We start from the raw sequence: 14177 nt of genomic DNA, 5'->3' as shown, positions 1-14177 counted from the left end.
CGCGTGAATCGGGGCGAGCGCTGTAAGGCGGGAATACCAGGCGGTAGCCGACGGAAACAGAGCCATGAAACTCGCACTCATCGGTTTCGGTCAGGCAGGCGGAAAGGTCGTCGACGCCTTCTGTGCGTTCGACGAAACGATCGGCGGCCACGTCGTCGAGGCGGCGATCGCCGTCAACACCGCGACGGCCGACCTGCGCGGACTCGAGCACGTCACTCCCGAGAATCGCGTCCTGATCGGGCAGTCTCGCGTAAAAGGCCACGGCGTGGGCGCAGACAACGAACTGGGCGCCGAAGTCGCCGCGGCGGACGTCGACGAGATACAGACGGCAATCGATCGCGTGCCCGTCCACGACCTCGACGCCTTCCTGATCGTGGCCGGTCTGGGCGGCGGGACGGGATCGGGCGGTGCCCCCGTACTTGCGACGCACCTCAAACGGATCTACAACGAACCGGTGTACGGGCTCGGCATCCTCCCTGCGACGGACGAGGGTGGCATCTACACGCTCAACGCCGCCCGGTCGTTCCGGACCTTCACGCGCGAGGTCGATTCGCTGCTCGTCTTTGACAACGACGCCTGGCGCCAGACCGGCGAGTCGGTGGGGAGCGGGTTCGAACGGAGCAACCGGGAACTCGTCGAGCGAGTCGGCCGACTCTTCGCCGCGGGCGAAGTCTCGTCGGGTGACCACGTCGCCGAGAGCGTCGTCGACGCTTCCGAAATCATCAACACGCTCGAGACCGGCGTCGCCACGATCGGCTACGCAACTCAGTCGGTCAATTCGAACACGTCCGGTATCCTCGAGCGCGTATCCGGAACGTCCTCGAGCACCCACTTTGGCACCGAACACGAGGCGACAAATCGGATCACGAGCCTCGTCCGAAAGGCGACGCTGGGCCGACTGACGCTCCCCTGTTCGGTCTCGAGCGCCGACAAGGGGCTCGTCGTGGCGGCCGGCCCGCCGGACGAGCTCAGCCGGAAGGGAATCGAGCGCGGACGAACCTGGCTCGAGGAGGAGACCGGGAGCATGGAGATCCGCGGCGGCGATTACCCACGACCGGGCGCCGACGAGGTGGGGGCTATCGTCCTCCTCTCCGGGGTCACGGACGTACCACGCGTCGAGCAACTCCAGTCGGTCGCCGTCGAGACCAAAGAGACGACCTCGACGATTCGAGCCGAACAGACCGGCGGTCTCGAGTCGCTGCTCGACACCGGTGGGGAACTCGACGCGCTGTTCTAGGCGCCGGACGTTCGAGAAGGCCGAGTGACCATCCGTTTCGACGTTCCGCGACCGCCACCGCCCTCGAGTGCCCACTCCCTGGTTTTTAGCACGGACTCGAGAATCGTCCCCCGTCGATCGATCACGGGACATACAACGTTAAGAGAGTTGACTGTGTATTCGGCCACGAGCATGGGTACCACGAGACGGAGTGACCGACGATGACGGTCGAACAGTTCCACATCGACGGCGACGTCGCCATCGTGACCGGCGCCTCGAGCGGCATCGGCCGGACCATCGCCGAGCGCTTCGCCGACGACGGCGTCGACGTCGTAATCTGCTCTCGTGAACAGGAGAACGTCGACCCCGTGGCTGAGGCTATCGAGGAAAGTGACCGGCCTGGAAACGCACTCGCCGTCGAGTGCGACGTGACCGATAGCGAGGCCATCGCGGCCCTCGTGGAGGCGACCGTCGAGGCGTTCGGCGGACTGGACGTCCTCGTGAACAACGCGGGCGCCAGCTTCGTGGCCAACTTCGACGGCATCAGCGAGAACGGCTGGCGAACGATCCTGGACATCAACCTCACCGGAACCTACCTGTGTACCCACGCGGCCGCCGACCACCTCAAGGACGGCGGCGGCATCGTCGTCAACCTCTCGAGCGTCGCCGGGATCCAGGGCGCACCGTACATGAGCCACTACGCGGCGGCGAAAGCCGGCGTCAACGCGCTCACGTCCTCGCTGGGCTTCGAGTGGGCGACCGAGGGCGTGCGCGTCAACGCCGTCGCTCCCGGCTTCGTCGCGACGAAGGGCGTCGAGGCCCAGATGGGAATCAGTGCCGACGAGGTCGACCGCGACGACCTCGATCGACGGATGGGAACCGTCGAGGAGATCGCTGATGTCGTCCAGTTCCTCGCCAGCCCCGCCTCGTCGTACCTCGTCGGGCAGACGCTCGAGGCCGCCGGCAAACCAGCGATTATGGAGAAACCCGACGTCTGATATTTGAGACCTACTATGACCCGAAAAACGCTTCACCTGCCCGTCGCCGCACAGCCCTCCGTCCAGTCACTCGTCGACATCGCCAAACGAGGCGAGGATAGGGGGTACGAACGCGCGTGGGTCCCGGAAACGTGGGGGCGCGACGTCGTAACCGTCCTCACGCGAATTGCGACCGAGACCGACGAGATCGGCATCGGTCCGAGCATCGCCAACGTCTACTCGCGCTCCCCGGCACTCCTGGGCCAGACGGCCGCCACCCTCCAGGAGGTCTCCGACGGACGCCTCCGCCTCGGTATCGGCCCGAGCGGCCCGGCCGTCGTCGAGGGCTGGCACGGCGTCGACTTCGACCGACCCCTCCGGCGCACGCGCGAGTACCTCGAAATCGTCCGAGCCGTAACCAGCGGCGAGACGCTGTACTACGACGGCGACGTCTTCTCGCTGGCTGGCTTCCGGTTACGCTGTGACCCGCCCGAGACGCCGATCCCCGTAGACGTGGCCGGCATGGGGCCGAAGTCGGTCGAACTCGCGGGCCGGTTCGCCGACGGCTGGCACGCCATCGTCTTCACGCCCGAGGGGATGCGCGAACGCCTCGAGGACCTCGAGCGCGGCATCGGCCTCGGCGACCGCGAGCGCGACGACGTTCGCGTGACGCTCTCGCTGACCGCTTGCGCGCTCGAGGACGGCGAACGAGCCCGTACCCTCGCCCGCCAGCACCTGGCGTTCTACGTCGGCGCGATGGGCACGTACTACCGGGAGTCCCTCGCCCGGCAGGGGTACGAGGAGGAGGCGAACGACATCGCGGCCGCCTGGTCGAGCGGCGACCACGAGCGGGCGTGTTCGCTGATCCCGGACGACCTGCTCGACGACCTCGGCGCGGCGGGGACGCCCGAGCGAGCCCGCGCCGAACTCGAGAAGTTCGAGGCGATCGACGGCGTCGATTCACTCGCCATCGGCTTCCCGCGGGGGGCTACGACCGAGGAGATCGAGGCGACGATCGACGCGCTCGCGCCCGAACGGTGAGTCGTGCTCGAGGCTCCGGGTAAGAACTTCGACGGACGAATCCGCCGATCTCCTTCGCCAGCTAACACGAGTGAGCGTTTAAGAGAACGCGTCACGAAACTCTACCCATGAGCATGAGCTATCGGAAGGTCAACTACGAGGAGGTCGAGCAGGTCTCGGACGCGATGCACCTCCTGAGCGAACCGCTGGGCTGTCGGCAAGTCGGCGTCACGTTCTCCCGGTGCCCGCCGAACTGGAACAGCAAACCGCACGATCACACCGGCGACGATCACGAGGAGGTGTACGTCCTGGTTCGCGGCACCGCTGAGGTTCGCGTCGACGACGAGTCGGTCCCCGTCGAGGAGGGGGACGCGGTCTGGATCGCACCGGAGGCAGAACGGCAGATCAGAAACGGTGACGAAGAGAGCGCGTTCGTGCTGATAAGTGCCCCCGAGTTCGATTCGGGGCAAGCCGACGACGACGATACCTGGTCGCTCACGGGTTTTCAGGGTTGAGTCGCGATCACGGTCTTGCTCTCGCACGTACCCTCACTCTCACGCTAACTCCTCACTCTCGAGCGTCCGTCGGGCGAATCACGTCATCGACTGCCTCCCGAAACCCGTCACTCTCGCAGTACCAGAGCCACGTCCCGGTCAGGGCGGTCACGAGCGACAGGGCGACGACTGCGACGACCGACGCGGTGTACGCACCGGCGGAGTCGCCCGTGACGGCGCCGACGTTCGCGGGATTGTCGTGGACGAAGAAGAAGTAGACGACGAACCAGCAGGTCGTGGCGGTCGTTCCCACCAGCAGCGGCGCGCCGTAGCCGTAGTTCTTCACCCAGACGAACCCCATCGCGAGGAGCGGGCCGAGGTAGCCGACGAGCACGATGAACTCGACCTGGCTCTCCGTGTACGTCACGCCGGCCGCCGACTGGGCGATGGCGAACAGGGCGCCGCCGACGAGGTAGCCGGTGAACGCCATCGTAACGATGAGGCGTCGATCCACGTTCCTCACTGGCCGTTTGAGAGGCTTAATTGTTGCCGCCAACTCGAGGACTGAGTCGTCACGACAGCGGGACGCCACGCCCCTCGAATCCGGGAATCGCCGTCGAATTCGGGAACCGGTCGACTCAGGTACCGGGCGCCGAAACGACGACTATGACCGTGGTTCGACTGCCAGTCGGCGGCGGGACGCCCGAGGGAACCAACAGCGCCTACCTCGTCGACGAACGGGTCCTCGTCGACCCTGGACCGCCGACCGAGGCCGCGTGGTCGGACCTCCGAACGGGACTCGAGGCCGAACTCGAGACGCTCTCGAACCTCGAGTACGTCGTCTGCACCCACTGGCACGCCGACCACGTCGGGCTGGCGCCGCGCCTCGCCGAGACGTGCAACGCAACGATCACCATGGGCGAGCGCGACGCGCCACTGCTCATGGAGTACGCCGCCGAGCGCGAGGCGCGCCTCGAGCGAGACGCCGCGGCAATGACCGACTGGGGCGTCCCCGGGGACGTCGTCACCGCAGTCGTCGAAGGGGATCGGCCGTCACCGCTCCCCGACGCGACGCCCGTCGAGTCGCTGGTCGACGGGCAGACCATCGCGGGCCTCGAGGTGGTCGAGACGCCCGGCCACACGGCGGGGCACGTCTCGCTCGCCACCGACGAGGCGCTCGTCCTCGGGGACGCCGTGTTGCCCACGTACACCCCGAATGTCGGCGGGAGCGACACGCAGACTCGCGGCACGGACCCGCTCGGTACCTACCTCGAGACGCTGAATCGACTCCTCGCCCGCGAAGGCGTCGAATCGGGGGCGGTGACGCTCCGTCCAGGTCACGGTGAAACCGTCGATCCCGAGCGGATCGAGGCGATTCGAGACCACCACGACGAGCGAACGCGACGCGTCGAGACGGCCCTCGAAGAACGCACGGTGGCGACGCCGTGGGACCTCGCCCGTGACCTGTTCGGCGACCTCGAGGGGATACACGCCAAGTTCGGAGCCGGCGAGGTCGCGGCACACCTGGAGCGACTCGAGCGGGACGGTGCCGTAGAGTGCGAAGACGGTGGCGGCTACGCGCTCGCTGAGTAAGTTCTCTCAGTCCACGAGCGAGTCGTCCACACTCTCGAGCGGAATCGCCCGTGCCGCGGTCGCCTTGAACGACGCGACGATGGGGCGACCCGATTCGAGACCGAGGGAGTCGACGCTCGTGCGGGTGACGAGCGCCTCGAGCCTGGTTTCGTCGGCCTCCGTTCGCGCCTGTTCTCCGTCCACGTCGACGCGAATCTGGGCGACCGCGGTTCCCTGCTCGACGCGCTCGACGGTGCCCTCGAACCGGTTGCGAAAACTCGTCAGTCCGGGTTTCGATCGGTCGTCCGGATCGGACAGGACGACCGCGTCCGACCGGACGCTCACCTGGACCGTCTTCGAATCGGCGGGTGCGACGGCGACGACTCGCCCGATTTCGGTCTCGACCGTCGCGAGTTCGCCCTCGCGCTCAACGACGGTCCCCGACAGCACCGACTCCGTGACGCTCGCGACGCCCTCGAGGGCCGTCTGGTGGCGCTCGAAGCGTCGGCGGAGGTCCCGCGCGGTCTCGGTGATGGTGGTTCCCCCGCCGTCGGCGCCGCCCCGGTGGCGCTCGGTGAGTGGGCCGAGTTCGTCCTCGAGTTCGACGATCCGACGCTGGAGTCGGGCGTAGGACCGCCCCAGGGCGTCGGCCGCCGCGTGCATCGAGCCGTGGGCGTCGATCGCTTCGAGCATCTCGACGTCGCGGCGGTCGACCGTCACCTCGCCGACGGTGAGTTCCGTTCGATACCCGCGCTCGATCGTCATTGGTTCGTTTCAGTAGACCAGGTCCCCCCGGATAAACTGTCGCGTTCGGTCATCGGTCGGGTCCTCGAAGATGGTCTCGGTCTCGTCGATTTCGACGATTCCGTCGTCCAGGAGGAGGCCGACGCGGTCGGCCACGCGCCGGGCCTGGTGCATGTCGTGGGTCGCCAGCGCGACTCCGATACCGTTCGCGCGGGCCGTCCGGACGGCGTCCTCGAGGATCGCCGTGTTCCGGGGGTCGAGTTCCGACGTGGGTTCGTCGAGGACGAGGACGTCCGGATCGTACGCGAGCGCTCGAGCGAACGCGACGCGCTGGGCCTCGCCACCCGAGAGCGAGTCGACGTCGCGGTCGGCGTACGAGGAGAGGCCGACGACCTCGAGGGCATGCGCAACGGCCGGGGACGTCGACGTGCGTCCGAAGATCGAGGCGAACCCGCGTCGGACCCGTTCGAGCCACCCCTGTCGAACGCGCAATCCGTAGGCGACGTTCTGCCGGACGCTCGCGTCGAACAGATTCGGCTCCTGGAACACCATGCCGACGCGTCGCCGGTGGTCGAGACGCTCGCCGTTACTGTTCGCCCAGACGTCCTCGCCGCCGTGACGAATCGTCCCGTCGTCGGGCCGCTCGAAGAGGGCGAGCAGTCGCAACAGCGTCGTCTTTCCGACGCCCGAGGGGCCGATGAGCGCGACGACCTCGCCGGGGGCGACCGAGAGGGTGACGTCCTCGAGGACGCGTTCGCAGCCGTAGCCGTGGGAGACGCTGCGAGCCTCGATGGGTGTCCTCGGTGCGTTCGTCGCGTTCGTCGCGTTCGGTCCGTCTGTCTCGTCCGTTTCGTCCGTTCCGTCTTTCCCGCCCGTTCCACCCGTCGAGCCCGCCCCATCTGCCGCCCTCATCGGTACCGTCCACCCCCGCTATCACCCAGCCGAAGTACCAGCGCGTTCACGAGCAAGACGAGCGCGACCAGCACGCCACCGAGGATCATCGCCGTCTCGTACCGGCCCTGACGGGCCTCGAGCTGGATCGCCGTCGTGAGCGTCCGCGTGTACGACTCCCCGGAGACGACGATGTTCCCACCGACGATGAGCACCCCGCCAACCTCGCTGATCGCCCGGCCAAATCCGGCGAGGACGGCCGTCGCGATGCCGTAGCGGGCCTCCCTGATCGTCACGATGGCCACGTCGAGCCGGGTGCCGCCCATGGCGAACGCCGCGTCGCGAACGCCGTCGTCGACGCTCGAGACCGCCGCGAGGCTGACGCCGGTGATGACCGGCATCGCGAGGACGATCTGGGAGAGGATCATCGCCTCCGGCGTGAAGGCGAGCTCGAGCGGGCCGAGTGGCCCCTGGTTCGAGACCCCGAAGAGCACGACGAGTCCGACGACGACGCTCGGAAAGCCCATTCCGGTGGTGATAATCGAGGTGAGCAGGCCCTTTCCGCGAAACGACGTGAATCCCAGCGCGAGCGCGATGGGCAGGCTGAGAAACGTGCTCACGAGGACGGCGGCGGTGCTGACGTACAGGGAGACCTCGATGATGCTCCTCACGTAGTGCCACTCGAAGGGGAACGCGACGGCCGGGGTCGACACGGCCTCGAGTGGCAGTTCGCTCATCGTCTGCGTCATCTCCGTGGAACCATTGTAGCCGTTCCGAATAGTGATCACTCCTGGTCGGTCGACCCGTTAGACGAACCGCTGGACGAGTCGCCGGACGACGACTGCCAGGCCGTCGGCACGTACTGCTCGAAGTTTGGCTCCTCGGCGAACGCCTCGGGGAAGAACAACTGCTCGTCCGAGACGGTGTACCCCTCGATGATCTCCTGGCCCTCGAGGCTCGTCAGGAAGCCGATGTAGGCCATCGTGAGGTCGTAGGCCACGTTCTCGTGGACGGCCGGGTTCACCGCGACGATTCCGTAGGGGTTCATCAGGGACTCCGGCCCGTCCTCGACCGGCCCCTGGACATGGATCTCGAGGTCGATCTCGGACTTCATCGAGAGGTAGGTCCCCCTGTCGGCCAGGGTGTACCCGCCCATCTCGTTCGTTCGGGTCAGCGCCTCGCCCATCCCCGACCCCGTTTCGACGTACCACTCGCCGCTCTCGGCGGGTTCGATGCCCGCGTCCGCCCACAGTTGCTTCTCCTTCGTGTGGGTTCCCGAGTTATCGCCTCGAGAGACGAACGTAGATTCGGTCTCGGCGATGGCCGAGAGCGCGGCATTCACGTCGCCGCTACCGTCGATCCCCGCCGGATCGTCGCTCCCGCCGACGATGACGAAGTCGTTGAACATGAGGTCACGTCGGTTGACTCCGTAGCCGTCCTCGAGGAACTCGTCCTCGAGCGAGCGTGCGTGGACCATGACGACGTCGGCGTCACCGTTTCGCGCCGTCTCGAGGGCCGCCCCGGTTCCCTTGGCGACGGTGTGGACAGTTGCGCCGAAGCGCTCCTCGAACGGTTCGTTCAGCGCAGCCAGAAGCCCCGTGTCGTCGGTGCTGGTCGTCGTCGCCAGCGTAAGGGTTTCGCCGGCGATCTCGGCCCCGTCGTGTTCCGAATCGCCGCTCGCGAAACAGCCGGCGACGCCGGCCGCCGCGGCGGATCCGGCGACGGCCAGGAACCGACGGCGTTGTATCGGCATGGATACCACGATACGCTCCAGTCGCAAATAACCGTCGATCGGCCGTAACCGGATGTGGTTACGGACCGGGGATGTGTGACGACACGCAGTAGCGTCGAGCTGAGTTACTCGAGCGGCAGCGCCCGTACGTCGATTCCGTCACGACGGCCGTCGAGCACCGAAAAGGTCTCGTCGCGACGACGCTCGATCCAGTAGAGTAACCGCTCGGCCCACGCAAGCTTTTTCGATTTCACCGCGTCCACGGACGGGTCGTCGAAATCCCAGCCGACGAATCCCAACCGACCAGCCTCGAGGTGGTCCGCGAGAAACGCCGCCCGGTCGCCGTCGGTGAAGCCGCCGAAGTTGCGGACGGGTCCAGCCGGTTCGGCCTGCGTTGTCGGCAGGACGAACTTCCGGTCGCACTCGGGGACCACGGTTCGAAGGGCGGGAACGTTGTCGCCGTGCGCGTGGACGACCACCGGGGTTTCGTGGTGGGTGAGCCGTTCGACGGTCTCCGGATTCTTGTCGAGATCGGTTACCATGCAATCGACCTCGACGCCGGCGGCCTCGAGTACGTCCACCGCCGTCGAGGCCGCGATCACGACCTCGGCCGCTCGAGCCGTCTCGAGGGCCACGTCGGTCTCGAGAGACGGTCCCGCTCCGGCGACGACGGCCCGGGCTCCGCTGACGAACGCGAGTCGCTCGAGGTCGAAGGGTGAGGTGAGCCCCGCGAGCACGTCGCGAGCGCGCTCGTCGGCGGCCCGATCGAATCCGAAGTCCCTGAGAATAGCGTCGTATACCGGTTCCCACTCGTGATAGTCCATAGACGTCACTGTCCCATGTTAGAGCCGACCGCAATAATCCGTTTGTGGGCCGAGCGTTGCCTCGCAAGTACCCCTACCCGTGAGGCCACCCGGCTTCCACTTCCCTCTTTCGAAGCGGACGCCATAAGCTTTCTCTTACTCGAGCACCCGTCTGACGGCGTTCCAGGCGCCTTCGGTTTCGTCGTCTGAGCCCTCGAGGCGCGCGAAAATCCCGGATAGTTGATCGGCAGACGCGCACAACAGCATACGCCCGTCAGACAATTCGACCGGGGTTGCGCCCGTATCGTGTGCCAATTCGCCGACTCGTTCGCGTTTCGATGGCGTGAGGCCGTCGATTTCGAGAACCTGATTAAACATTTCGTGGGCCAGCGACGGATCGACCCCACCCTCGCGAAGGTGCGCTCTGAGGTCGCGCGTCGACTCGACCTCGAGCCGAGTGACGCGAACACCGTCTTCCAGTACCTGCTCGCGGTCGGTGAACGCCTTCCCGATGCGTGCGGCATCGCGCGTCTCCGCCACGTCGTGCGTTCGGACGACGTGGGCCCCGCGCTCGACGGCCAGCGCGGTCGCCGCGAGGCTCGCGGGGAGTCGCCCCTCCGTATCGCGCCCGACGAGGTCGCCGAGGAAGTTCTTCCGGTTGATCGAGACCAGCATCGGTCGGCCGAGGGCGCGAAACTCGCGAAGCCGGCGAAACGTCTCCCGGTCGTGTGCGAGCGTCTTCGCCTCGCTCCAGCCGCCGAAAGCGGGGTCGACGATGGTCTTTGCGGTCAGCCCGTTCTGCTTCAGCGCCTCGTAGATCTGGTCGACGTAGTCGGCCGACTCGACCCACTCGGGCGACTTCCGGGCGCTCCAGTCGGTCTCCTCGACGGCGCCGGGTCGCTCGAGGTCCGGCGGGCTCGCCATCTTCACGACGGCTGCGTCGTGCTCCCGGCAGACCGCGGGCATCTCGGGGTCGGCGAACCCGCAGATGTCGTTGACCATATCGAATCCGCTCGCGAGGGCCTCGTCGGCGACCGCGGCGTAGCGCGTCTCGATCGAGAACACGGCGTCCCCGGAGACGCGATCGATCGTCTCGAGAGCGACGTGGAGGCGATCGAGTTCCTCCGCTGCGCTGAGCACGTCGAAGCGCTTGTTCGCCGACTCGAGGCCGACGTCGACGATGTCCGCACCCTCGCCGACGAGTTCTTCGTCGACGTACCGGGCCGCCTCTTCGGGATCGTCGAACACGCTCGGATCGTACGGCGACTCCTCGCTGACGTTCAGCACGCCCATGATCCGTGGCGGGTACTCGTCTCCGATGCCCAGTCCCGCGGCGTCGACGCTGTCCATGGAGGTACTCGAGCGGGCGGCTACAAAGGGACCGTGATTCCGGCGAGCAGTTCAGTCGTCGGACCCAGGGAGCGTCCGTCGCGAAGCGGTCTGTCGAGGTGATCACGAAAACGCCCCTCGAGCGAAACGAACATCCACTTGCAGATCTGTTTCCCAGCAATCGGGAACCACATCCCCTTCTTAGGTGGATAGGAAGCCTACGATTACCTGTAAGAGGTACAAGACAATGTCAACTAACACGTTCAACCGGCTCGAAAGCCGCTACGGCGGTATCACTCTCGAAGGCCACCCCCACGCCCTGTCGGCGTGGTTCGTCGTCGCCCTTCGGTTCGTCATCGGCGGCATGATCCTGTTCGCCGGTCTCGGGAAGGTCAGCGAGTGGCCGTTCGACGCGAGCGGTTACCTCGTCCACGGCGTCGACGCGGCCAGCCCCGTCAGCGGGCTCTACGCCTCGATGGCGGCCAACGCCGCGCTGATGGACGTCATCAACGTCGCCATCCCGGTGACTCAGGTCCTGATCGGCCTCGCACTCATCGTGGGCGCGTTCGTCAGGCTGGCGGCCCTCGGCGGCGCGCTCCAGATGACCGCCTTCTACCTCGGCGGATGGGAAGGCGACGTCCTCGCGCTGTTCGACTCGACGCTGATCTACGCGGTCGTCTTCCTGACGATCGCCGCCTTCGGCGCTGGCCGCATCCTCGGCCTCGACCGCTACCTCGAGCAGCTCGAGATTCGCGGCGAAGCGCTCGTCGAGCGGTACCCGCCGATGCGGTACCTGCTGGGCTGAGCCTTCGACCACTCGACCACCGAACAGTCTCTTTTTGTCTTCGCGGCCGAAACCCCGACCATGGGAAAAGTGAGTATCGGGATGCGCGGCTGGCGCTTCGACGAGGCGGACATCCTCGACGAAGACGGCGACTTTCTCCCGCTCGCGCAGATGCCCGAGGACGCCCGCAAACGGATGATTCGGCTCGACGTCATCTACAACGCGCCGTGTCACGGCTGCTGGTTGATCCACGGCGACGACAACCTCGAGGCGTGCAACCGCGCGCGGTACGTCTACGGCGAACCCCTCTCGGAGGTCATCCTCTGTGAGGAACACGAACCCGACTTCGTCTACTGGTTCCGCGAGGAGGGTGGCGATGACCACCGCGGCAGCGACGACTTCGCGGAGGCGTTCTACGAGTGGTTCCTCGAGGGCGGTCGCGCGCCCGAGGGCTACGAGGGCATGGAGTACGTCGAGACGGACCCGTCGGATCTACCGAAGCCGCCGAAGGCCGATCCCGACGAGCACGGCGACCTGATGGGCGACGACATCAGCGAGCGGGTCGGGCTGAGCGACGAGGACATCGCCAACGCGGACGTGGACTTCGGCGCCGAGTATCCGGGCCGGAAATGACCGACGACCCGCGAACGCCTTCGCCTGAAACCGGTGAGAGGGGTCGTCGAAATCCGCCCGCCGTCGCCGTCGTCGACGCCCAGACCCCCGGTAACGTCGGCACTATCGCTCGAGCGATGAAGAACTTCGGCTTCTCGGAGCTGCTGCTCGTCGACCCGCCCGTACTCGACCCCGATGGGGAGGCCTACGGCTTCGCCGGCCACGCGCGCGAGGACGTCCTTCCAAACGCGCGAGAGGTGTCGTTCGACGCCCTCGTCGAGGAACGCCACACTATCGGCACCACGGCGATCACTAACGAGGACGATCACCACCACGTTCGCTTTCCGTTCTCGACGCCCGCGGAACTGGCCGATCGCCTCGAGGGCGTCGCCGCCGACACCGTCATCGTCTTCGGCCGCGAAGGCGTCGGCCTGACGAACGCGGAACTCGCCCGCATGGACGAAGTCTGCTCGATACCCGCCAGCGCCGAGTACCCGGTACTCAACCTCGGCCAGGCCGCGACCATCACGCTCTACGAGCTCCGGACGCTCGCGCTCGGACCCGACGACGTTCAACTTCCCGACCTCGAGCGCGTCCGGGCCGACGAACCGTCGCTCGAGCGGCTGTACGACCAGTGGGAAGCCCTGCTGGCGGAGATCAACCACCCCGAGGAGAAGCGGGCGAAGACGATGCGGATGCTCCGGCGACTCCACGGTCGAGCCGATCCAACGGTTCAGGAGGTCAACACCCTGCTCGGCGTGTTGCGCCGGGCGACCGAGCGCCCGGACCGCGAGGGGAACTGAAGTGCAAGAATGGACGGAGAGGTATCAACACTCCCGGAAGTGGCCATCAGGGATATAGTCCTCGGCTCACGACCACGAGCAATGGACGCACACCGCCGCCACGTTCTCGCAATGCTTGGCGCCGCCAGCACGCTTCTGGCCGGCTGTTCCGACCTCGCCGACGAGGGCGATCAGTCACTCGAGACGAACGATGACGAGGATAGCGAGGAATCGAACGCCGACGATGACACCAACGGGGCCGACGAGGACGAAACCGACGAGGAGACGACGCCTGCCTGGCTCGAGGGTGGCGAACTTCCCAGTTATGCGTCGGTGCTACCGCCGGCTGACGCGCTGGTCGACGGCGAAACGACCTCGCGAGAGTACTTCGTCACCGCCGTCGACCTCGCGACCATCGTCGGGACTCTCGATGACGACCCGGGCGAGGGATCGGTGCCGGACGACCCCCTCCTCCAGAACCCGATCGCCGTGGTGTCGCTCGGCATCTACGGACTGTTCGCGCTCGGATCCTCGCCCATCGCCCAGGTACAGGCCGAAGCGGAGGGCGAGTCCGACGACGCCGCCCTCGTCTACGTCGACGGCGCATACGCCCTCTACGGCGCGTACGATCTCGAGACGGCCCGCTCGGGGCTCAAAGGTGAGGGCTACGAACTGCAGGCCGAGGCGGAAGACGGCGCCGACGACTTCGTCGTCTTCGCGGACGACGCCTCGAGCGAGGTCGTCGGCGTCACCGAGGAGGCGTTCGTCTACGCGTTCGGCTCGGATCAGGCCCGGTCGCTCGCGGTCGTCTCTGCCATCGTCGAGACGAACGTCGGGTCCCAGTCGCCGGCCCACGAATCCAACGCGACCGTCGAGACCCTGCTTCGCGCGGGGGCGAACACCGGAATCACGTCCTGTCTGACCGGTGGCGGCGAACCGCTCACCGACCTCGAACCGGGCGACCAGGTCCAGGAGGACGACGTCGCGTTCGATTTCTCGCCCTTCGAGGGGGCGACGGGCGTCGTCCAGGGACTGCAGCTCGCGGAGGACGAGTCGGATGCTCGCGTGATCGTCACGTACGAGTCCGAAGCCGCCGTCAACGTCGACCGCCTCGAGTCGGGACTCGGCGGCGAGGCGCGTTCGTTCGACCTCGAGACGGGCGGGTCGGCGGCACTCGTCACCGCCGTCTACGGGACCGATCCGATCGAGGAGTGACGGCCG

General features: G+C 66.9%; 16 protein-coding genes. 9 read left to right on the top strand and 7 right to left on the bottom strand.

Translation table 11 applies throughout. The annotated features are described in order from the left end of the window. Positions 1-64 precede the first annotated feature (64 nt). The 4 genes from J1N60_RS16275 (at position 65) to J1N60_RS16260 (ending at position 3728) form a co-directional block, all read left to right on the top strand. On the top strand, positions 65-1237 hold the full coding sequence (locus J1N60_RS16275; protein ID WP_312909004.1) for a tubulin/FtsZ family protein: 1173 nt from the start codon (positions 65-67) through the stop codon (positions 1235-1237). A 200-nt stretch (positions 1238-1437) separates the two neighbouring features. Beyond that, positions 1438-2214 (top strand): SDR family NAD(P)-dependent oxidoreductase, encoded by a 777-nt coding sequence (locus J1N60_RS16270; RefSeq protein WP_312909003.1) that lies wholly within the window; start codon positions 1438-1440, stop codon positions 2212-2214. Between the two features lie 15 nt (positions 2215-2229). Beyond that, positions 2230-3234: a TIGR04024 family LLM class F420-dependent oxidoreductase gene (locus tag J1N60_RS16265; protein WP_312909002.1), complete on the top strand. Its 1005-nt coding sequence runs from the start codon at positions 2230-2232 to the stop codon at positions 3232-3234. Positions 3235-3347: 113 nt separating this feature from the next. Next, positions 3348-3728: a cupin domain-containing protein gene (locus J1N60_RS16260; protein WP_312912609.1), complete on the top strand. Its 381-nt coding sequence runs from the start codon at positions 3348-3350 to the stop codon at positions 3726-3728. 52 nt (positions 3729-3780) lie between these two features. Here the strand turns inward: J1N60_RS16260 and J1N60_RS16255 are convergent, their stop codons facing one another. Beyond that, the gene (locus J1N60_RS16255; RefSeq protein WP_312909001.1) at positions 3781-4221 is read right to left on the bottom strand and encodes a hypothetical protein; all 441 of its coding nucleotides are present in this window, start codon (positions 4219-4221) and stop codon (positions 3781-3783) included. 152 nt (positions 4222-4373) lie between these two features. Between J1N60_RS16255 and J1N60_RS16250 the strand changes: the two genes are divergently transcribed. Next, positions 4374-5300 carry an MBL fold metallo-hydrolase gene (locus J1N60_RS16250; RefSeq protein ID WP_312909000.1) on the top strand — a complete coding sequence of 309 codons (927 nt, stop codon included), beginning with the start codon at positions 4374-4376 and terminating at the stop codon, positions 5298-5300. 6 nt (positions 5301-5306) lie between these two features. Here the strand turns inward: J1N60_RS16250 and J1N60_RS16245 are convergent, their stop codons facing one another. The 6 genes from J1N60_RS16245 to folP form a co-directional block, all read right to left on the bottom strand. After that, complete coding sequence (locus J1N60_RS16245; RefSeq protein WP_312908999.1) at positions 5307-6044, bottom strand: TOBE domain-containing protein; 738 nt, start codon at positions 6042-6044, stop codon at positions 5307-5309. Between the two features lie 9 nt (positions 6045-6053). Beyond that, on the bottom strand, positions 6054-6935 hold the full coding sequence (locus J1N60_RS16240; RefSeq protein WP_312908998.1) for an amino acid ABC transporter ATP-binding protein: 882 nt from the start codon (positions 6933-6935) through the stop codon (positions 6054-6056). After that, entirely contained in the window at positions 6932-7651 is a 720-nt protein-coding gene (locus J1N60_RS16235; protein ID WP_312908997.1) for an ABC transporter permease, read from the bottom strand. The genes J1N60_RS16240 and J1N60_RS16235 overlap by 4 nt, the downstream gene beginning before the upstream one ends. 47 nt (positions 7652-7698) lie before the next feature. Beyond that, positions 7699-8667 carry an ABC transporter substrate-binding protein gene (locus J1N60_RS16230; RefSeq protein WP_312908996.1) on the bottom strand — a complete coding sequence of 323 codons (969 nt, stop codon included), beginning with the start codon at positions 8665-8667 and terminating at the stop codon, positions 7699-7701. Between the two features lie 104 nt (positions 8668-8771). After that, complete coding sequence (locus J1N60_RS16225) at positions 8772-9470, bottom strand: 6-hydroxymethylpterin diphosphokinase MptE-like protein (protein ID WP_312908995.1); 699 nt, start codon at positions 9468-9470, stop codon at positions 8772-8774. 135 nt (positions 9471-9605) lie between these two features. Continuing rightward, positions 9606-10799, bottom strand: a complete 1194-nt coding sequence (gene folP, locus J1N60_RS16220; RefSeq protein WP_312908994.1) for a dihydropteroate synthase — start codon at positions 10797-10799, stop codon at positions 9606-9608. 226 nt (positions 10800-11025) lie between these two features. Between folP and J1N60_RS16215 the strand changes: the two genes are divergently transcribed. The 4 genes from J1N60_RS16215 (at position 11026) to J1N60_RS16200 (ending at position 14171) form a co-directional block, all read left to right on the top strand. Next, entirely contained in the window at positions 11026-11583 is a 558-nt protein-coding gene (locus tag J1N60_RS16215; RefSeq protein ID WP_312908993.1) for a DoxX family protein, read from the top strand. A gap of 60 nt (positions 11584-11643) precedes the next feature. Next, entirely contained in the window at positions 11644-12195 is a 552-nt protein-coding gene (locus J1N60_RS16210) for a DUF8114 family protein (protein WP_312908992.1), read from the top strand. Then, complete coding sequence (locus J1N60_RS16205) at positions 12192-12977, top strand: RNA methyltransferase (protein ID WP_312908991.1); 786 nt, start codon at positions 12192-12194, stop codon at positions 12975-12977. Before J1N60_RS16210 ends, J1N60_RS16205 begins: the two co-directional genes overlap by 4 nt. A gap of 81 nt (positions 12978-13058) precedes the next feature. Continuing rightward, a complete protein-coding gene (locus J1N60_RS16200; protein WP_312908990.1) occupies positions 13059-14171 on the top strand; it encodes a hypothetical protein in 1113 nt (370 codons plus the stop codon). Positions 14172-14177 lie beyond the last annotated feature (6 nt).

The sequence above is a fragment of the Natronosalvus caseinilyticus genome (assembly GCF_017357105.1).
Lineage (GTDB): Archaea > Halobacteriota > Halobacteria > Halobacteriales > Natrialbaceae > Natronosalvus > Natronosalvus caseinilyticus.
The sequence above is the reverse complement of the archived record's forward strand: the minus strand, read 5'-3'. Positions and strand labels throughout refer to the sequence as shown.